The sequence below is a fragment of the Niallia sp. XMNu-256 genome (genome assembly GCF_036670015.1).
Classification (GTDB): Bacteria; Bacillota; Bacilli; order Bacillales; family Cytobacillaceae; genus Bacillus_BD.
Window position 1 is genome coordinate 3962686 of sequence record NZ_CP137636.1, and the last position, 18883, is coordinate 3981568.

The 18883-nt window shown below is 40.4% G+C and carries 19 protein-coding genes; 2 read left to right on the top strand and 17 right to left on the bottom strand.

The features are described from left to right. Positions 1 to 183 precede the first annotated feature (183 nt). A complete protein-coding gene (gene spoIIID, locus R4Z10_RS19935; protein ID WP_338471014.1) occupies positions 184 to 459 on the bottom strand; it encodes a sporulation transcriptional regulator SpoIIID in 276 nt (91 codons plus the stop codon). 366 nt (positions 460 to 825) lie between these two features. Further along, positions 826 to 1800 (bottom strand): peptidoglycan DD-metalloendopeptidase family protein, encoded by a 975-nt coding sequence (locus R4Z10_RS19940; protein WP_338471015.1) that lies wholly within the window; start codon positions 1798 to 1800, stop codon positions 826 to 828. Positions 1801 to 2109: 309 nt separating this feature from the next. Here R4Z10_RS19940 and R4Z10_RS19945 point away from each other — a divergent pair, with 309 nt between their 5' ends. Next, positions 2110 to 2514 (top strand): VanZ family protein, encoded by a 405-nt coding sequence (locus R4Z10_RS19945; protein ID WP_338471016.1) that lies wholly within the window; start codon positions 2110 to 2112, stop codon positions 2512 to 2514. A gap of 338 nt (positions 2515 to 2852) precedes the next feature. Next, entirely contained in the window at positions 2853 to 3740 is an 888-nt protein-coding gene (locus R4Z10_RS19950; protein WP_338471017.1) for a CAP domain-containing protein, read from the top strand. Positions 3741 to 3793: 53 nt separating this feature from the next. Here R4Z10_RS19950 and spoIID read toward each other — a convergent pair whose 3' ends face one another. The 15 genes from spoIID to R4Z10_RS20025 all read right to left on the bottom strand — a co-directional run bounded on the left by spoIID (position 3794) and on the right by R4Z10_RS20025 (position 18780). Beyond that, the gene (gene spoIID / locus R4Z10_RS19955; protein WP_338471018.1) at positions 3794 to 4828 is read right to left on the bottom strand and encodes a stage II sporulation protein D; all 1035 of its coding nucleotides are present in this window, start codon (positions 4826 to 4828) and stop codon (positions 3794 to 3796) included. Positions 4829 to 5240: 412 nt separating this feature from the next. Then, positions 5241 to 6554: a UDP-N-acetylglucosamine 1-carboxyvinyltransferase gene (murA, locus tag R4Z10_RS19960; protein WP_338471019.1), complete on the bottom strand. Its 1314-nt coding sequence runs from the start codon at positions 6552 to 6554 to the stop codon at positions 5241 to 5243. A 31-nt stretch (positions 6555 to 6585) separates the two neighbouring features. Further along, a complete protein-coding gene (locus tag R4Z10_RS19965) occupies positions 6586 to 7296 on the bottom strand; it encodes a YwmB family TATA-box binding protein (protein WP_338471020.1) in 711 nt (236 codons plus the stop codon). A 424-nt stretch (positions 7297 to 7720) separates the two neighbouring features. Beyond that, positions 7721 to 7954: a DUF1146 family protein gene (locus R4Z10_RS19970; protein WP_338471021.1), complete on the bottom strand. Its 234-nt coding sequence runs from the start codon at positions 7952 to 7954 to the stop codon at positions 7721 to 7723. 248 nt (positions 7955 to 8202) lie between these two features. After that, positions 8203 to 9717: an NADH-quinone oxidoreductase subunit NuoN gene (gene nuoN, locus R4Z10_RS19975; RefSeq protein WP_338471022.1), complete on the bottom strand. Its 1515-nt coding sequence runs from the start codon at positions 9715 to 9717 to the stop codon at positions 8203 to 8205. A gap of 6 nt (positions 9718 to 9723) precedes the next feature. Further along, on the bottom strand, positions 9724 to 11214 hold the full coding sequence (locus tag R4Z10_RS19980; protein WP_338471023.1) for an NADH-quinone oxidoreductase subunit M: 1491 nt from the start codon (positions 11212 to 11214) through the stop codon (positions 9724 to 9726). Further along, entirely contained in the window at positions 11214 to 13067 is a 1854-nt protein-coding gene (gene nuoL / locus R4Z10_RS19985; RefSeq protein WP_338471024.1) for an NADH-quinone oxidoreductase subunit L, read from the bottom strand. Before nuoL ends, R4Z10_RS19980 begins: the two co-directional genes overlap by 1 nt. Before the next feature lie 148 nt (positions 13068 to 13215). Beyond that, positions 13216 to 13530 carry an NADH-quinone oxidoreductase subunit NuoK gene (gene nuoK, locus R4Z10_RS19990; protein WP_338471025.1) on the bottom strand — a complete coding sequence of 105 codons (315 nt, stop codon included), beginning with the start codon at positions 13528 to 13530 and terminating at the stop codon, positions 13216 to 13218. Next, positions 13527 to 14045: an NADH-quinone oxidoreductase subunit J gene (locus R4Z10_RS19995; protein ID WP_338471026.1), complete on the bottom strand. Its 519-nt coding sequence runs from the start codon at positions 14043 to 14045 to the stop codon at positions 13527 to 13529. Before R4Z10_RS19995 ends, nuoK begins: the two co-directional genes overlap by 4 nt. Beyond that, on the bottom strand, positions 14042 to 14464 hold the full coding sequence (nuoI, locus tag R4Z10_RS20000; RefSeq protein WP_338471027.1) for an NADH-quinone oxidoreductase subunit NuoI: 423 nt from the start codon (positions 14462 to 14464) through the stop codon (positions 14042 to 14044). The genes R4Z10_RS19995 and nuoI overlap by 4 nt, the downstream gene beginning before the upstream one ends. 286 nt (positions 14465 to 14750) lie before the next feature. Continuing rightward, positions 14751 to 15755: an NADH-quinone oxidoreductase subunit NuoH gene (nuoH, locus tag R4Z10_RS20005; RefSeq protein ID WP_338471028.1), complete on the bottom strand. Its 1005-nt coding sequence runs from the start codon at positions 15753 to 15755 to the stop codon at positions 14751 to 14753. Further along, positions 15755 to 16855 carry an NADH-quinone oxidoreductase subunit D gene (locus R4Z10_RS20010; protein ID WP_338471029.1) on the bottom strand — a complete coding sequence of 367 codons (1101 nt, stop codon included), beginning with the start codon at positions 16853 to 16855 and terminating at the stop codon, positions 15755 to 15757. Before R4Z10_RS20010 ends, nuoH begins: the two co-directional genes overlap by 1 nt. Before the next feature lie 2 nt (positions 16856 to 16857). Then, complete coding sequence (locus R4Z10_RS20015) at positions 16858 to 17898, bottom strand: NADH-quinone oxidoreductase subunit C (protein ID WP_338471030.1); 1041 nt, start codon at positions 17896 to 17898, stop codon at positions 16858 to 16860. 1 nt (position 17899) lies between these two features. After that, on the bottom strand, positions 17900 to 18415 hold the full coding sequence (locus R4Z10_RS20020; protein ID WP_338473288.1) for an NADH-quinone oxidoreductase subunit B family protein: 516 nt from the start codon (positions 18413 to 18415) through the stop codon (positions 17900 to 17902). Then, positions 18406 to 18780 carry an NADH-quinone oxidoreductase subunit A gene (locus R4Z10_RS20025; protein ID WP_338471031.1) on the bottom strand — a complete coding sequence of 125 codons (375 nt, stop codon included), beginning with the start codon at positions 18778 to 18780 and terminating at the stop codon, positions 18406 to 18408. Before R4Z10_RS20025 ends, R4Z10_RS20020 begins: the two co-directional genes overlap by 10 nt. Positions 18781 to 18883 lie beyond the last annotated feature (103 nt).

Sequence of the window (18883 nt, forward strand, 5' to 3'; positions counted from 1 at the left end):
AATATTTCGAAAATGTAAGCTGCATAAGAGTGAGGGCCTGGACATATGTTGAAAAAGGAGGCGATCCTTTCGACCGGATGACCTTTAGCATGGAGTTACTTAAGCTTGTATAAAATAGCAGCAAAAAAAGAAGATCAGCTACCACTTTGCAGTAGACTTACCTTCTTTTTTTAAAATACCTTGTTATCTTCGAATTGGTTCCTCTTCAAATTCTTCCTTCTTATACTTCAATTTGGTTGCCTCGCCACCTCTTAAGTGGCGGATGGATTTATGATAATCTAATATTTCTTTCACTTCATTTGCTAGTTCAGGATTAATTTCAGGTAGTCTTTCTGTTAAATCCTTATGGACTGTACTTTTGGATACGCCAAACTCCTTCGCAATCACGCGAACTGTTTTTCTCGTCTCCACGATATACTTTCCAATCTTGATAGTCCTCTCTTTGATGTAATCGTGCACACCACTCGCCCTCCCTAATTTGGATGTGAGAAGTGTGAAATGAGACTCGCTTCAAGCTTCTATTATTATTAGGTAACCGCATGTTGTTCATAAAAGGAAAATCACACGGCAGAAAGCATTCGCTCTCTACTTACAAGGAATAAAACACGTCCAGGTCAAGATCTAATTTCTTAGTTGATCATAAACGACTCTTCACCTCAAACACTCTCTTTTGACAGGTTTGTATCAGTTTATTAGGTCTGACGAAGGATTATGCACAATTTACACAATTAACGTAAAAAAATCAGAATATTTAATTATTTTTATGTTGAAACATGAAAAAGTGCCAGGCACGATTCCGTTTGGACATGCTTGGCACTTGGTAAATTAAGCGTCTTGGTTTTTATTATTGTTTGTTGTTTCGTCTTTCATGTCATCTGCATTCTTTTCATCTGAAGAGGATTCTTCTTTGTCAGTTGAAGGTTTTTCATCTGTAGAAGTTTCTTCCTCTTTTGCAGATTCATCATCAGATGTAGACCTGTCCTCTTCTGTTGAGGATTTCTCATCTTTAGCTGGTTCTTCTTCTGTTCCACTTGTTTCTTTGTCTGTCTCAGACTTTTCAGGTTGCTCTGTTTCTGATTTCTCAGAATCTGTTGAACCGTCTTCTTGCATACTTGCTTCCTGTAATTCACTGAAAGGCTTGTTTAAGTAGTTTTCTGGATTCACTGGAACACCGTCTTTGCGGATTTCAAAGTGTACGTGAACTCCTGCTTCTTCGTTAAATAAGCTTTTTCCAGCTGTTGCAAGGGCTTGTCCTTGGTCGATTTTGTCACCAACCGCTACTTTCATATCTTTCACAGATGAGTAACGAGAAATGATGTTATCATCATGCTTAATTTCAATGACATTTCCAAGAAGAGCATCTTCTTGAACTTTTGTAACGGTTCCGCTTAATGCTGCCATGACATCAAAAGCTTCACTTTCTTCTACGGCAATATCAATACCTGTGTTTGGATGATATTGATTTTGGTAAACTACGATAGCCGCCTCTTGGTCGGCTTCATTTGCCGTATCTTCATAGAATTTTGTTTTAATAACAGCATTAGTGCGATCTTTCTGGGATAGTGGCAGGACAATATTTTCCATCGAGCGAGCTACTTCATCTGCAGGTTCATTAAACTGATTTTTTCCTGGTGTCTCATATCCGAATTTCTCTGAATCTGTAGCATTTTCTGTGTTGCTATTTTGGAACCATAAAACCCCTGTTAAAATCAAAGCTGCACTTGCAATGTATACGGTTGGATAAACCCAACGCTTTTTAAAGAATTTTTTTAGAGAAGTGTTCTTTTCTTCCTCTCTCATTTATCATCACCTCAGCAATCATTCTGATCAAATGGTGACGAATATATACATCTTTTCAAAAATTTTTTTACTCCTTATTTTTCGACAAAACGTTTATAATTATTCATGATTATCGGAAAAACTTTTTTGAGTGGGAAAATGAGGTAAAATACGAGTAACGGGGCGATTTTTACGAGTAAAGGCCTCTTTTTCACGAGTAAACCGTCAAAAAATACGAGTAACATACTGATTTTCACGAGTAAACTTATCATTGCAGTTAAGAGTTATAGAAAAACATCGATTAAAAAATATCAGATCTTGGAGGTTCTTATGTTAAAAATCATTTTACGGATTCTACCACTTCTCTATATGGCGCTCATCTTCTATCTATCAAGCAAGCCAGCTGATGCCGTTGTTGAATTACCAAAGTGGGACTCGACGATTAAAGAGTCTCTACATTTAGTAGAGTTTGGCATTCTGTACGTTCTCCTGTTTCTTGCCGCACTTACCTTTAAGGAGGTAACACCGACGGGAAATATCGTTCTTATCCTTGTTTCTTCATTATATGGACTTAGCGATGAGGTTCATCAATATTTCGTTCCCTATCGCTCCGCCACTGTGATTGATCTCATTAAAGATGTCATCGGTGTTCTTGTTGCCTCCTGGATCGTCTTTGGAGCCTACCAGAAAAAGAGGTTTCCTAAACTAGGAATCCTTCTGCATAAAATCAAATAAACCTAAAAAACGACTCGTACCCCTATTATTTACGTAATAAAAGGGGCTTTTTTGTTTCATCGCTGTAATAAATGTAAAAAAAGTCGCTGTGGCAAAAACCTGTCAACCCTCATTTATATGTATAATTTGGTAGAATTGGGCTCTCTCTACCAAGTATACTATTTTCCCATTTACTCTGAATGCCTGCTATTCTAGCATTTCCACCAATTTATTATTCTTTCCGTGCACCATCATTTTATGTCTACCATATCCTTCCAAAATTATTACAAAAACCCCGTGGTATGATTTTCTCGTAAGCAACACCGACATTTGAAATAAACTATTGGAGGTTTTTATACATGAATAAAAAGTTTATCTTATCAATCGCAGCTGCAGCAGCCTTACTTGTTTCAACACCAGGCATGAATAAAGCCGAAGCCGCTTCACCGGTGGAAGTTCAATCTAAAGTATATGTATACCATGCAGGTCAAAAAATTGACCAAGAGCAAGTAAACCAATTAATTCAAAAATATATGACAGTTGGCGGCCAACACGGAAACCAATCGTTATCTCAATTAATTACTAACCTACAAAAACAATTAAATGAACAAGCATCACAAAAGCAACAAGCTCCAAAACAAGAGCAAGTGCAAAAGCCAGTACAAAAACCTGTACAAGAGCAACCTAAAACAGAACAACCTGCTCAAAAACCAGTACAACAACAACCAAAAACAGAACAACCGGCTCAAAAGCCAGTACAAGAACAACCTAAAACAGAACAACCTGCTCAAAAGCCCGTGCAACAACCTGCACAACAAAAGCCTGTTCAAGCTGAGAAGCCAGCAGCAACAACACCTGCATCTTCTTCAGTAAGTGCTTTTGAACAAAAAGTTGTTGAGTTAACAAACCAAGAACGTGCGAAAAACGGCCTTCCAGCGTTAAAACTTGATGTAGAATTAAGTAAAGTGGCACGTGACAAATCTCGTGATATGCAAACTAAGAATTACTTCAGCCACACAAGCCCAACTTATGGTTCACCATTTGATATGATGAAAGCATATGGCATTTCTTACAACACAGCAGGCGAAAACATTGCCATGGGTCAACGTTCACCTGAAGAAGTTGTAAATGCTTGGATGAATTCTCAAGGTCACCGTGAGAACATCATGAACGCTAAATTTACACATATCGGAGTTGGACACGTAGAAGAAGGCAACTACTGGACTCAAATGTTTATCGGAAAATAATAAAAATATGCGCAAGTCATCTTCTTAAAACTGGAAGATGACTTGCGCTTTTTTTATTTCTTTGCTGTTATGGTCGTAATAAATGGTTCGGCGCTCGCAATTTCAACGCCTTGGTAGTAGTGTTGGACAATTTCAGGGTATTTTTTTCCTTCTTGGGCCATGCCGTTGGCTCCGTATTGACTCATCCCGACACCGTGGCCATTTCCTCTTGTGTTAATAATGATGTTATTTCCCTTCCGTTCCCACGAAAAGTCCGTTGACATGAGGCCCAGTTTCGTACGAATATCTTTTCCGGAGATTTTTTTGCCATTAATTTCAACGGTTCCAACCCGTTTTCCAGTCGTTCGTTCAATCACTTTACCGATTTCGCTCCCGTTTGGAACTTTAACCCCTAGCTTTTTCTCAAACTCGGCTACAGGGATTACCTTTTGACCGTTAAATTTAGGCGATTGTTTATCCCATGGACTTTCGACACTTTTTAAGTATGGCAAGGCGTTAGTCCAAATGGCATCCGAATTTTCGGTATAGCCATTACTTGTGGAGAAAAACGTCGCATCAATTGGATTTCCTTCATAAGTCAAAACTTGCCCAGTTGTTTCCTTTACCGCTTCCTCCACTTTAGCGATTTTCCAATCATAGTCAGAACCCCATACTTTCTTGAGTTCTTCACTATTCATAAAAACTTGATGGAAAACGGTATCCACAACATCAGCCTCTTTTGGTACGTCGTTATTATCATTGATCATCAGCCTTTTAACAATATAAGTCCGTGCTGTTAAGGCTTGCGCTTTTAACGCCTCTTTTTCAAAATCAGCCGGCATTTCAGAGGCTACGACCCCAACCACATAGTCTTCTAATGGAAGGTTTTCCACAACTTCTTTTGATGTCCGGTACACAGCTACCTCTATCGCAGGCTCAGTTGAGGCACTTTCGACCTTTGGTTGGGATTCCGCTTGCCTCTGAATATTTTCACCAAGCTTTCCGCTCACTTTATCCTCTCCAAACGGAAGTACTAAGAGCGTAGGGACCAACAAGGTGACAAAAAATAAGGCTGCGGCTAGTAGAACAACTGGTTTGAATTTCATCATGTTTATCCTCCATAAGGTTAGAATAAATATTCAGTTTTTTAAAAAAGATGTGTTCCTTTTTCATGTTGAATTACTAAGTCCGTTCGTTTATGAATAACATAATGAAGGCATCGTTACGAATCACGGATCCTTTTAATCAACACGGCCGTAAAACTGATTAAATTCAGGGTTTAAAATATAAGCTCTTATCAAACGCCGTATTCAAGAGCTTACAATGATCTCCTCCATTTAATCATATGGAGATGGACAAGCATTTATGACAAAAATTCAATCCTTGTATATTTTCATTTTGTTCGGTAATACTATTCGGAAGGAAGGATTTGAGGCTCATTTTCCATTCAAGGAGATATCCGTTATTTTTCCAATATAAAAAACCGCATGATGCTTCAATGCGGTTTTCTACGGAATTTTCTTATGCATTTAAATCAGAGACAATCTTCTCATCATAAGAGGCGACCTCTTCTACTTCTTTGACTCTTTCAATGTCTGCGCCTAGTGAAGCCAATTTTTCATGGAAATCAACATATCCACGGTCCAAATGCTTTAATTCAGTCACACGTGTGATACCGTCAGCTACAAGACCAGATAGAACTAAAGCCGCAGCCGCACGTAAATCTGTCGCAGCCACTTCCGCTCCTTGTAGATTTGAAGGGCCATTAATTACAACAGAACGACCTTCAATCTTCAAATCAGCATTCATACGACGGAATTCTTCGACATGCATAAAACGATTTTCAAAAACGGTCTCCGTAATCATGGAAGTTCCTTGAGCATGAAGAAGGAGTGCCATCATTTGTGATTGCATATCGGTTGGAAATCCTGGATGCGGCATTGTTTTAATGTCCACAGCCTTTAAATGATCGCTACCAATTACACGAAGCCCCTCATCCTCTTCCATAATCGTAACGCCCATTTCCACCATTTTTGCAATTAATGAGTTAAGATGCTCTGGTACGGCTCCTTTAACAAGAACATTCCCGCCTGTAATCGCTGCAGCGACCATAAAGGTTCCTGCTTCAATTCGGTCAGGAATAATATGATGTTCAGCGCCATATAACACATCGACACCTTCAATTCGAATGGTTCCTGTGCCAGCACCTTTCACTTTTGCTCCCATTTTATTAAGGAAGTTTGCTAAATCGACAATCTCTGGTTCTTTCGCTACGTTATCAATGACTGTTACTCCATCTGCTAAGACGGCAGCCATCATAATGTTTTCAGTTGCTCCTACACTTGGAAAATCCAAATATATTTTAGCTCCATGCAAACGGCCATTTTTAGCTTCTGCTTCAATAAAGCCATTTCCGACTTTCACAGTAGCTCCCATAGCCTCAAAGCCTTTTAGATGTTGATCAATCGGTCTTGATCCAATCGCACAGCCACCTGGTAAGGCGACGCGAGCACGACCATTTCTTGCAAGTAGTGAGCCCATCACTAAGACAGACGCTCTCATTTTTCTAACATATTCAAACGGTGCCTCTACACTCAACGTTCTAGATGCATCCACGATGACCGTGTTATTTTCAAAAGCCACATCGGCATTTAAATAACGTAAAACTTCATTGATGGTGTATACATCGGAGAGTGTAGGCACATCTCGAATGACACTTCTTCCATCACTTGCTAACAGTGTTGCGGCGATTACAGGTAAAACAGAGTTCTTTGCACCCTCTACTTTCACGGTTCCGCTTAACCTTTTTCCGCCACGGACGATAATTTTTTCCAAAGTATTCCCCTCCGCGTCCATTATCTCTATATTAATATTCAATCGTTATGATGGGTGTGCCAACTACAAGTGTAGTTTTTCCGCCCAAACCTTGGTTTCGTAATCCTAGTTGTAAATTAATTCTTTCTGTATGACCCTTGATCGACTCTGAAAATAGTGGAGAATACGCAGTTGCCGAAACAAAGTTGTCCTCCCTTAATGTTTCAATTTCTTCAGCCTGAAAAGCTTGTAGAAATTTGCTTGCATGGGTAGACACAGACTCATACATATTACCATCTATCTCACTGTAGATACAAGCGAAAATCATGGCTTTTTCGTGAAAGACTTCATTTATTTTTGGGAAAGTAACGTTTTGTAAAGAATCCTTGATTTCCTGATTCCAACCATTCCCATTCACCTCGTACATGAGGTAAGAATGGCCTTCTGAAGAAAGAATCGAAATCGTTTCGGTAATTCCCCATTCATTAGTAAAAACACCCGTCGCTTCCCAATTTTCTTGTTCTCCGCTTTTGATCCAATTCCAATCAGGATATTGACTCATTAACGAGCTCAATTTTTCTTCTTTTTGACTGCTTTCTAACGGTTCTCTACCATGAAGGGTCCACTGATCAATGTCAACATTCTCCTCTTCCAAAATGGAAGCCATTATAAATAAGTCCGATTTTGTTTTTGCATTTGTTATATTTAAAAATATAAGTCCAACCGCTGATAAACCAAATAAAACCATGATTAATTTTTTCATTTATTGAACCCCTCCCCTTCCTACCATTTTGGCCAAGGAGGAGAAGTTCATACAAATGAAATATCGTCACTTTTTGACATATCCGTTGTATGCAAGAAACCTTTACATGGAATCAAAATCAAATTCGCCCTGCCGACGGTGCGCCGTATTTTTGTCGAAATCGCTCGACAAAAGTACCTTTAAAAAATCGACAGGCTTGCCTTTGACTTGACTTCATTCAACAGGGATCAGAAACCCACTTTTATAAAAGTGAAGGAGTTCTGCAGCTCTCGAAATAAACCAATTGCTGAATGAAGTTAAATATGTAAATTATCGGCGCTGAACATTGTCGAATTTTGTATTATTATCTCATACTACCCTTTATTTTACTAAAAAAAACCTTTTTTGAAACATGTATGAAGACCTATATTTAGGCATTTTCCTACTATCCATAGAGATGTGGAAGCTGTCTAGACCAGAATAAATAGTCAAGAAAAAAGTTACTGACGACGCTTCCTATAACAATGGCTAACAATATATATAGCAACCTTGCCTGGGCCACCCGATTTTTACGCAAGAATTTTTCGAAATTTAACGCTTGAAGTGACCACCACGCTAATATAATAAAGACGAGATGCGAGAATATACTTAACAAAGCTTCTTGCCCATATCCCACCATTCATCCCCCCTTTTTCTTAATGTACCTATTCATTATAAACGATGAAATTGAGAAAAGGTTTCTCAATTCTATGACCTATGAAACCATGACCGCTATTAATATATGTAAATTTGCATAATGATTAACCATCGATTTCATTTATTTATCATTTATTTTACAATTCTATTACATTTTACCAAATATTTTAACAATTAGCACTAAAAAGGAAGAGTACTTTAATATTAAGCACCCTTCCTATCCCTTATCTATTACCGTAAAAAATCACCAAATTCATAAAATTGAGCTTGTAAAAAGTCAAACGCAAAGTTTGGAAAGATTCCAAATAAAATGGTTGCCGCTACACAAAGTGCTAAGACGATCCCAGTTGGCACGGGCACTTTGATCGGCTGGAGTGTTACAGCTTTACGGAAGAACATTTGTGCCAGGATCCTGAAATAATAAACATATGAAATGACTGTTGTGGCAATCATTACAGACACTAGGACATACATCGGTTGATCGAGAACAAGTGCCCCTGTAATGATATTAAGCTTCCCAATAAATCCGGCAGTCCCAGGGATCCCCGCTAACGATAAGATCATGATTCCCATCGCAACGGCAAGTGCTGGCGACCTTTGATATAACCCTGAGAAATGGCGAATATCTTCCGATTCTTTCTGATCTGTAAATAGTCCAATGATCGCAAATGCACCTAGATTCATAAACAAATAGGCCATTAAATAAAACCATAACGAATCAAACATAAAGGCCGATAAAGCAGTCAAAGCCACTAATAGATAACCAGCATGAGCGATGCTTGAGTAAGCAAAAAGTCGCTTGATATTTGTTTGCCGTAAGGCCACTACATTTCCGACCACCATCGTGACAGCAGCAATGATCGCGATAAAATCAACCATGACAAGTAAAATCGGCTCTGAGTTCGGACCGTTTGAAGCCGTTAAGAGAAAGATGGATAGAAGAATCCGAACAATAATGACAAAGCCAGCTGTTTTTGAAACGACACTTAGAAATGCTGTAACTGGTGTTGGTGCCCCTTGATAGACATCTGGCGCCCACATATGATAAGGCGCTGCTGCAATTTTAAAGGATAACCCGACAAAGATCATAAGAAAAGCAATCCCAAGCAAAAAGGCCATTTGTGAATCGTTTAATCCGACTAACACCTCACGCATATCCGCTAAATTGGTTGTTCCTGTTAGTCCATAAACATAGCTCATTCCAAACATCGTAACAGCTGTTGAAATACTGCCATTAATCACATATTTCATCGCAGATTCATTGGAGCCAATGTGTTTCTTCCGTAATCCTGCCAATATATAGGAAGAAATTGATAATAATTCGAGACCGATAAATAACGTGATTAAGTCCCCACTTGACGACATAATCATGGCGCCTAAAAGGGCGGTCATAAATAGATAGAAAAACTCTCCGCGATACTCAGATATTCCTTCTTTTGGCTCATAACCCATCGCCAACAGCATCACGAGCCCGGCACCAACTAATAGGAGCAGTTTAAACGCTTTTGCAAAAGCATCAAGTCGGAATGTATCGTATAAAATGGAAGTCACATCACGATCAAGCAGACCGAGCAATGACACAATCGCAGCAAGAATCCCAACGAAGCCAATCCAGCCGAGAATTTTTCGACTTTGCTTTTTTGGCATAAATAAATCGAGTAAAGTTATAACCGTCGCTACCCCTAGGATGATGAACTCAGGCATCATCGTTCCCCATTCAAATGATAACAATGTTTCGAGATCCATCCTTCATCACCCTCCTACCTTCAGCATGATTGATTCTAGTGTTGCTTGCAGCGGGCTGCCTAATAGATTCGGATATACGCCAATGGCGATAATTAAAGCCGTCAACACAAGCGTAGGAATCCACTCGATCCGTTGTAGATCCCAGACTCCAGCCCACTCACGGTTTTCTCTTCCATATGTGACGCCAAGCACGGCACGGAGCAAGTATACCGCCGTCATAATTATCCCAATTGCTCCTATAGCCGCGAGCCATGGCATTTCCCTAAAGAGGCCTAGGAATGCCATAAATTCACTTACAAACCCTGACAAGCCTGGCAATCCAAGTGACGCCATGACGCCTACGAGGAGAAAGCCTGCTGTAAGCGGCATCGCCTTTGCCATTCCACCTAACTTCGGAATTTCGGATGTATTCGTTCTCTCATAAAAGACCCCAACGAGGAAAAATAGCAATGCGGCAATTAATCCATGTGAAATACTTTGGAAGATTGCCCCTTGTATCCCTGCCTCATTTAATGCACCTAAGCCAATTAACACAATTCCCATGTGGGACACCGATGAATAGGCAAGAACCATCTTGAAGTCTGTTTGTGCAAAGGCCAAAAAAGCACCGTACAACAAATTGATCACCCCAAGGATGGCAAGCAAAACAGCAAAGTTTTTTGCTTGCTCCGGAAACAATCCAACGTTAAAACGAATTAACCCATACGCCCCAATTTTTAATAAAACCCCTGCATGAATCATGACAACTGCGGGTGGAGCTTGAACATGCACTCGAACCATCCAGCTATGGAGCGGCACAATCGGCATTTTAAATCCGAATGCGACTAGCAAACTAATAAAAAGTCCAAATTGCAAAGATGGTGAAATGCCATCAACGGCAATCATTTCTCGTAATTCACCAAAATTGACTGTCCCTGTCTGGGCAAACAATACGATGATCACAATTAAGAGAATGGCTGAGCCGAGTCCATTGTAAATCAGAAAGCTGAACGCCGCTTTTTCTTTCTCCTCGTATCCCCATTTACCAATGAGGAAAAAAGCAGCGATTAACGTAAACTCAAAGAATAGGAAAAATAATATAAAGTTTTGGGCTGCAAACACCCCAAGCATCCCGATTTCTAGCAATAAGAACAGAAGATAATAGCCTTTTAACTCTTTGCTGACTTTCACGGAGGCGATTGCAGCCAATGTTGCTATTATTGTTGTTAGCAACAACAGCACAAGTGACAAGCCATCAATTCCCAGTTCATACAAAACAGAATATAAATCTCCATATTGAATCGAATTTTTAAATGAGAACCAGTTGTAACTGACATCCCATTTTTTCAAGTCCGTGCCTGATCCATGTTGAAAATATAGAAACATAGAAATCACAAGCGCAGGCAATGTCGCGAGAATTCCGACTAGTTTAATTAGCTTTCCCTCTGTTTTTGGAATAAAAATGAGAATGAGCATACCAAGGAGAGGAGAAAACACTAAGAACGATAATAGATTCATTATAAATCCCCCCCTGTTAAGGCATAAATGACCACAAGGAGTGCTAGACCGACAAATGCAACTGTCCCATAAACTTGGATTTGTCCGTTTTGGACTTTCGCTCCCCATTTCCCGAGGCGATGAACAGATCCTCTAATGAGTTCAGCGAGTCCTTCAACAATAAACCATTCCACATACTTCAGGAACAGACTGAATACCTTGACGCCTGCGACAGCACTATATCGATAGATCTCATCAACAAAATATTTATTAGATAAAATGCCATGTGCAATTGGCGCTTTACCTGTCAGCCAATCACGCGAAATCGATCCCTTTCCATAGATGAGCCATGCTAGGTAGATTCCTAGCAATGAAAGGAGGGTTGCAAGAAGCATAATCCAAATGGGGCCTTCTTCGTGGCCATTTCCATTTGTTAACCAATCCCCGAGAAATGTTCCAAACCAGGGTGTGTTCACATACCCAGCCACAATTGCTAGTACCGCTAACACTGTCATCGGGAACGTCATAATTGATGGTGATTCACGGATCTCTTGATTAGAATCCCCTCTTCGTTCTCCCATAAAGATCATGAAGAACAGTCTAAACATATAGAAAGCCGTTAAAAAGGCGGTAATGACAGCTAATACAAATAGAATGGGGTGTCCCGCATTCCAAGTAGATATCAAGATTTCATCCTTACTAAAAAATCCAGATAACAACGGAACTCCACTAATCGCCATCGTACCGATTAAAAAGAGCCAACCCGTTTTCGGAAGCTTCTTCCATAATCCACCCATTTTTTCAATATCCTGTGTATGAACGGCATGAATCACACTTCCTGCCGCTAGGAACAATAAAGCTTTGAAAAAAGCGTGTGTCGTTAAGTGAAAGACGCCAGCGACATACCCTGCCGATCCTAAGGCAAGCATCATATAGCCTAGTTGACTCACCGTTGAATAGGCGAGAACTCTTTTAATATCTGTTTGAACGAGTGCAATTGTAGCGGCAAAAATCGCCGTAAATGCACCAACAATTGCGATCGTCAGTAGTGCCGCTTCACTCGCTTGGAAGAGCGGGAATAATGCAGCTACTAAATAAACTCCAGCAGCAACCATTGTGGCGGCATGAATGAGTGCCGATACAGGAGTCGGCCCTTCCATTGCATCTGGAAGCCATGTATGAAGCGGAAATTGACCTGACTTTCCGACTGCTCCCACAAAAATTAAAATCGCTGTTAACGTGATCATCCCTTCCGAAATAACCCCATCACTTACTGCTTGAAAAATTGCTGTATATTCAAAACTGCCAACTTCCCAGAATAATAGAATCATTCCAATTAACAAGCCAACATCCCCAATTCGCGTCATAATAAACGCTTTTTTGGCGGCCTTTTTGGCTTCTTCTTTGTAAAAATAAAACCCAATGAGTAAAAACGATCCCAATCCAACTAACTCCCAAAAGATATAGGTTTGCAATAAATTAGGGGATAGGACCAGCCCAAGCATGGCAAAGGTAAACAACCCTAAATAGGCGTAATATACGGATAAACGGTCATCGCCTTTCATATATCCCGCTGAGTAAATATGTACAAGAAAGCTTACGAGAGATACAATGACGAGCATTAATGCGTTTAATTGATTCACTTCAAACCCGACCGTTAAATGGAGGTTTCCAATTTGTAACCAAGGTGTTTCTGCTTTGTACGTTGACACTGTAAAACGTTCGAACAGAACAATGATTGAGAAGATAAAAGCTAATAAGGTTAAGAAAATGCCAACCTTGTCACTCGATGATTTGAGCTGTTTTCTGAACAAAGTGAGCACAAGAAATGATAGCAACGGGAATAGCGGTATGATCCATGCATTCTCTATCAATGTTAGATCCCCCTTCTATGTGTAATTTAAGGTAGACCCTATTCAGTTCTTCCAACTTTTACGGAATAGACTTTTCTGGTTTCCCTTTTATGAGGTTTCTTTTATCTAAACGATCCTTCTACTTTAATCCCACTTTTTACCCTTACTATCAATGTTTCATTGTGTTCATTTCATCAATGTTCACGGTTTTACGATTTCGATAGAGGGCAATCAAGATCGCTAAACCAATTGCTGCCTCGGCGGCTGCGACAGCCATCATGAACAAGGCAAAGATTTGTCCGTCAATCGATGGAGCAATCCCTAATTTACTAAACGCAACTAGATTAATATTTACGGAGTTTAACATTAACTCAATCGAAATAAGAACAATGACCGTATTTCGCTTCGTTAATGCCCCATATAGCCCAATACAGAAAAGGATTAAGGCTAGAGCGAGGTAGGCTGAAATTGGTACAGAACTCATTTCTGATCTACCTCCTTCTCATCATCCTGTTTTGCTAAAATAATGGCCCCGATTAAGGCGACTAAAAGCACAACTGAAGTTAATTCAAACGGAATGATATATTTGCTGTACAAGGCGATTCCAATTTGCTCGGTATTGTTTTCGTGAAGGGTCCCCGCTACTTGAGGGAACTCCAAATTATAAATTCCTAAATAAACGACAACGCCAAAGCCGATGACGCCTAGAAGCAATAATGTTTTTCTGAACCGGCCGCCTGTATTCACAACGGTATCATTTTGACGTGTAAGCATAATTCCAAACAACATAATGATCGTAATCGCCCCGGAGTAGATGAGAATTTGAACGACTGCTAGAAATTCCGCTGATAGCAGAACATAGATCCCTGCGATGCTTACGAAAGTGGCGACAAGCGCCAACACCATGTGGACAACCTTTGTTAAATGAAGGAGAAGAACGCCGCCAGCTAAAGCAATGACGGCCAAGACGATAAAGGCTAAAAATTCTCCCGAGATCATGGCTTATTCACCTGCCGTATGTTTTGATCATTTTCATCAAGCCATTCCAGATCTTTGTAAAGCTTGTCACGGCTATACTGAGCCAGTTCAAAGTTGTTCGTCATGATAATCGCCTCAGTCGGACAAACTTCCGTACATAAATCACACAAGATACATATTTCGAAATTAATATCATACGTATCGATGACCTTTTTTACCTTCGCTTCAGGGTCTGGATTTTTCTTGCCTGTCAACGTAATACAATCCGTCGGACAAATATTCGCACAGAGATTACAAACAATGCATTTATCCGGATAAAATTTTTGAATGCCGCGAAAACGATCTGGAAGAGGAAGCGGCTTATTTGGGTAGTCATAGGTTACTTTTTCACGTGCTAGATTTTTCAGTGTATAGGTTAAACCCTTCATTAATCCAAGCATGTCATCACCTCTTATCAAATTCGCCCCGCCGAATTTGCGCCCGGATCTTTATAGAGCTCGCTCTATAAAATACCCTAAAAAAAATCCGTGGCATCCGCCGGAGGCTTAACTTCATCATCTCTTAACTTTGAAGTTAGGAACTTTTATACCTGTCGCAAACTATCGGTACAAAAACTTTTGCTGAATGAAGTTAAAGGAAAGTGCCCCTTTAAGTTTTTGGGAGACCTTTGGGAATACGTGGCTTGGCCTTATACACCAAAGGTCCGTATTTAGCAAAATCTTTTCTTTAAAATAGTTTCATCAATTCTTTTACTATCGCTGTAAGAAAAATATTTGCCAGAGCGACCGGCAAAAGTACCTTCCACCCGAATTCCATGAGTTGATCTGGACGGACACGTGGGAATGTAACACGCAACCACAACAAGATGAAAAGAATTAGGCTAAATTTCAAGGCAAACCAGACAGCCCCAGGAATAAAGTCTAAAAACGGAAGCGGCAGCCATCCGCCTAAAAATAAGACAGTAACTAACGCGGACATCCCAAACATATATACATATTCCGTCAACATAAAGAAGGCAAATCGGAACCCTGAATATTCAACATGATACCCTGAAACGAGCTCTGACTCAGACTCTGGAAGGTCAAATGGAACCCGGTTTAGTTCAGCTACAGCTGCAATGAAGAATACGACAAAAGCAATCGGTTGTAATAAAATAAACCAGCCATTTTCCTGAGCCGCGACAATATCATTTAAATTCATACTGCCTGTCAATAAGATGACGCCAACGACAGACATGACAAGCGGAATTTCATAAGAAATCATTTGAGCGGCTGCCCGCATCGAACCTAAAAGTGCATATTTGTTGTTGGAAGCCCATCCGCCCGTTACAATTCCTAATGTCGTCAACCCTGATATCGCTATATAGTAAAGCAATCCAACCCCAATATCGGCAAACTGAAATTTATCAGTAAAAGGAATGACGGCCAGCACCATAAAGGATGGAGCAAACGCAATAATTGGCGCTAGTATAAATAACGGTCGATCAGCAAGTTTCGGAATGGTATCTTCTTTTAATAAAAGCTTCAGAACATCTGCAACCGTTTGGAGCAGACCCCATTTTCCACCTAATTGATTAGGACCGTGGCGTAGCTGCATGTATCCCATGACCTTCCTCTCTGCCAAAACGGCATAGGATACAAACCCGAGCAAGGCTAATAGGAAGACAACAGCAAGTAAAAAGTAAATCCCTACATTCGTTAGACTTGGACTACTTTGTAAAAGACCTTCCATTAGCCATCTACCTCCCCTAACACAATGTCAATCGCACCTAAAATGACGGTTAAGTTTGCAATGGATTCTCCTTCTAGTAGTTTTGGAAGAATTTGCAGATTGTAGAAGGATGGCCGTCTGAATTTGAGACGGTACGGCTCCTTTTTCCCATCACTAGCAATATAACAACCGATTTCCCCACGTGGAGATTCTATTCGCACGTAAGTTTCCCCTACTGGCGGTTTAATTACTTTCGGTACCTTCCCCATAATCGGACCGTCTTTAGGGAACTGTTCTACCGCCTGTTCTAGTATTTTTAGAGATTCTTCAATTTCGGCAATTCGTACTTGGTAACGCGCCCAAGCGTCACCGCCCGTTTGTACCGGGACATCAAAATCAAAACGGTCATAGATTGAGTATGGTTCATCTTTGCGCAGATCCCATTTAACGCCTGTACACCGAAGGTTCGATCCACTTAAGGAATATTGGATTGCATCCTCTTGCGTATAAGTACCAATGCCTTTTACACGGTTTAAGAAAATTTCATTCCCTGTTACCAATTGATGATATCCTTGAATTTGTTCTCTCATATATGGAATAAATTCTTTCACCTTTTCGATCCAACCGTCCGGAGCATCCCATTTGACGCCGCCGACACGCATGTAATTAAATGTCAGACGCCCGCCTGAAATTTCATTTAGCAGATTAATAATCATTTCACGGTCACGGAAGGCATAAATAAATGGACTTGTCGCCCCCAGGTCGAGTAAATAGGTGCCCCACCAAACTAAATGGCTGGCAACACGGCCTAATTCCATCGTAATGACTCGCAAATATTCCGCTCGTTCTGGAATTTCAGCATCAATCATTGTTTCAACCGCATGACAGATCACATAATTATTTGTCATTGCAGAAAGATAATCCATCCGGTCAGTATAAGGAATAATTTGCGTATAATTAAGGTTCTCCGCCAGTTTCTCAGTGCCACGATGCAAATAACCAATGACAGGCTTGGCTTCTTTTATGATTTCTCCATCTATTTTTAATACGACACGAAACACACCATGTGTACTAGGATGTTGTGGTCCAACGTTCAATAACATTTCTTCTGTCCTTAACATCGTCACACCTCCAGCTCATTCTGGTCTTCGTAATCTTTCCGAAGCGGGTATCCCACCCATTCTTCCCCGAGCATGATACGATGGAGGTTGGGATGTCCTGTGAATATAATCCCAAGTAGGTCATAGGCCTCACATTCCGGCCAATCGGCTCCAGCCCAAAGCGAAACAACAGAATCTACTTCAGGGTGATCACGGTCGAGTTTAACCTTTATGGCAACAGCTTGATTGTTTCGATATGAATAAAGATACACATACAATTCCATATGGGTTTTGAAATCCGTCCCATGCAATTCGGATAAATAGTCAAAACCTAGTTGTTCATTATATTTAAGAAATTCAGCGACTTTAAAATAGGCCTCTTTTTTGATCACAAGAGTGGGAACGTCTTTGGATAATCGATTAATATAACTTTCTTCGATTACCTCTTTGCCAAGGTGATCCACGATAACCTTGACGTATTTATCTAATAACGGTTGATTAGCTGAGGGCTCTTCCTCTGTCTCTTGTGTCTTGCTTGCTCCACTGCCTGCCTTTGCTTTTGCAGCAGCTGCTGCTTTGGCCTTGGCGGCAGCGACAGCTTTCGCCTTTGCAGCTGCAGCCGCCTTGGCTTTATCATCACCATCAGAGGATTCTTCTGAAGCTACTTGTTCCTTAGCCTTTTTCTTTGCCAAGGCGGCAGCTTTTGCTTTCACGGCCGCAGCGGCCTTTGCCTTAGCGTCATCATCGGTTGAAGCAGAGGAGCCCCCTTGTTCTTGGGCTTTCTTTTTCGCTAGTGCAGCTACTTTCGCTTTGGCAGCAGCAGCGGCTTTTTTCTTCGCTAAGTCATCATCATTCGTTACCGCTTCCGATTCCTTTGCTTCTTGAGCCTTCTTCTTTGCTTGAGCGGCAGCCTTTGCCTTTGCAGCAGCAGCGGCCTTTTGTTTTGCTAAATCATCGGTTGGTGCTTCTGCTTGTTCCTGTGCCTTTTTCTTCGCTAGTGCAGCTGCTTTGGCCTTCGCAGCTGCTTCTTTTTTTAGTTGTTCTAAGTCCTTCTCTCCGCTCATGTTACATCACCTTCTTCCCGGTTTTTGCCTCATAGCGGATTTTCTCTCTTAACTTATTTACTCCATAAATCAGTGCGGCTGGATTTGGCGGGCAGCCTGGTATGTATACATCAACAGGGACCACTTGGTCTACACCTTTTACAACAGAATATGATTTTACATATGGTCCGCCAGCTGTTGCGCACGATCCCATGGCAATGACCCATTTCGGTTCTGGCATTTGGTCGTATAAACGTTTCACAATGGGTGCCATTTTTTTCGTGACCGTCCCAGAAACAATCATGACATCTGAGTGACGTGGTGACGTTCTAAATATGGAACCAAAACGGTCAAAATCGTAATGAGCCCCTCCAACCCCCATCATTTCAATGGCACAGCACGCCAGTCCAAATGTCATTGGCCATAATGAATTGCTTCGCGCCCATGCCTTAATTTGATCGAGTGTTGCCATAAAAACATTTCTCTTTAACTCTGCCACTTCGGCCTCTGTTAAACTATCAATATTTTTTAGTTCCATTTCAACACCTTCTTTTTCCAAGCATAAATAAGTCCGATAATAAGCATAAACACGAAAATCAACATTTCAATTAAGGCAAATATTCCGAGTTTTTCATAAGCAACGGCCCACGGATATAAAAACACGGTTTCGACATCAAAAATAACAAACATGAGGGCAAATATATAATAACGAACATGAAATTGAACACGTGAATCACTAAAAGGCTCAATGCCACTTTCATAGGTGGTATACTTAGCTTCTTCCGGCTTATGTGGTCGCAATAATTTTCCAAAAAAGAGTGCTACAATAGGTAAAATAATTCCTAGTCCTAGAAAAATTGCGACAATGAGATAACTGTTTTGATAAATATGAAGAAGATCCATTCGCCAACCTCCCTTTATATTATTTGAAAATTTACTATTAACTAAATATTAGATTTTATATCATTATAGCATTATTACGAAATAGTGTCGATTGACTAATATT

Excerpts from the sequence above, each read along its gene's own strand:
- R4Z10_RS19940 (WP_338471015.1), bottom strand. The coding sequence starts at position 1,800 with ATGAGAGAGGAAGAAAAGAACACTTCTCTAAAAAAATTCTTTAAAAAG.
- R4Z10_RS19945 (WP_338471016.1), top strand. The coding sequence starts at position 2,110 with ATGTTAAAAATCATTTTACGGATTCTACCACTTCTCTATATGGCGCTC.
- R4Z10_RS19950 (WP_338471017.1), top strand. The coding sequence starts at position 2,853 with ATGAATAAAAAGTTTATCTTATCAATCGCAGCTGCAGCAGCCTTACTT.
- spoIID (WP_338471018.1), bottom strand. The coding sequence starts at position 4,828 with ATGATGAAATTCAAACCAGTTGTTCTACTAGCCGCAGCCTTATTTTTT.
- R4Z10_RS19965 (WP_338471020.1), bottom strand. The coding sequence starts at position 7,296 with ATGAAAAAATTAATCATGGTTTTATTTGGTTTATCAGCGGTTGGACTT.
- R4Z10_RS19970 (WP_338471021.1), bottom strand. The coding sequence starts at position 7,954 with ATGGTGGGATATGGGCAAGAAGCTTTGTTAAGTATATTCTCGCATCTC.
- nuoN (WP_338471022.1), bottom strand. The coding sequence starts at position 9,717 with ATGGATCTCGAAACATTGTTATCATTTGAATGGGGAACGATGATGCCT.
- R4Z10_RS19980 (WP_338471023.1), bottom strand. The coding sequence starts at position 11,214 with ATGAATCTATTATCGTTCTTAGTGTTTTCTCCTCTCCTTGGTATGCTC.
- nuoK (WP_338471025.1), bottom strand. The coding sequence starts at position 13,530 with ATGAGTTCTGTACCAATTTCAGCCTACCTCGCTCTAGCCTTAATCCTT.
- R4Z10_RS19995 (WP_338471026.1), bottom strand. The coding sequence starts at position 14,045 with ATGATCTCGGGAGAATTTTTAGCCTTTATCGTCTTGGCCGTCATTGCT.
- nuoI (WP_338471027.1), bottom strand. The coding sequence starts at position 14,464 with ATGCTTGGATTAATGAAGGGTTTAACCTATACACTGAAAAATCTAGCA.
- nuoH (WP_338471028.1), bottom strand. The coding sequence starts at position 15,755 with ATGGAAGGTCTTTTACAAAGTAGTCCAAGTCTAACGAATGTAGGGATT.
- R4Z10_RS20010 (WP_338471029.1), bottom strand. The coding sequence starts at position 16,855 with ATGTTAAGGACAGAAGAAATGTTATTGAACGTTGGACCACAACATCCT.
- R4Z10_RS20015 (WP_338471030.1), bottom strand. The coding sequence starts at position 17,898 with ATGAGCGGAGAGAAGGACTTAGAACAACTAAAAAAAGAAGCAGCTGCG.
- R4Z10_RS20020 (WP_338473288.1), bottom strand. The coding sequence starts at position 18,415 with ATGGAACTAAAAAATATTGATAGTTTAACAGAGGCCGAAGTGGCAGAG.
- R4Z10_RS20025 (WP_338471031.1), bottom strand. The coding sequence starts at position 18,780 with ATGGATCTTCTTCATATTTATCAAAACAGTTATCTCATTGTCGCAATT.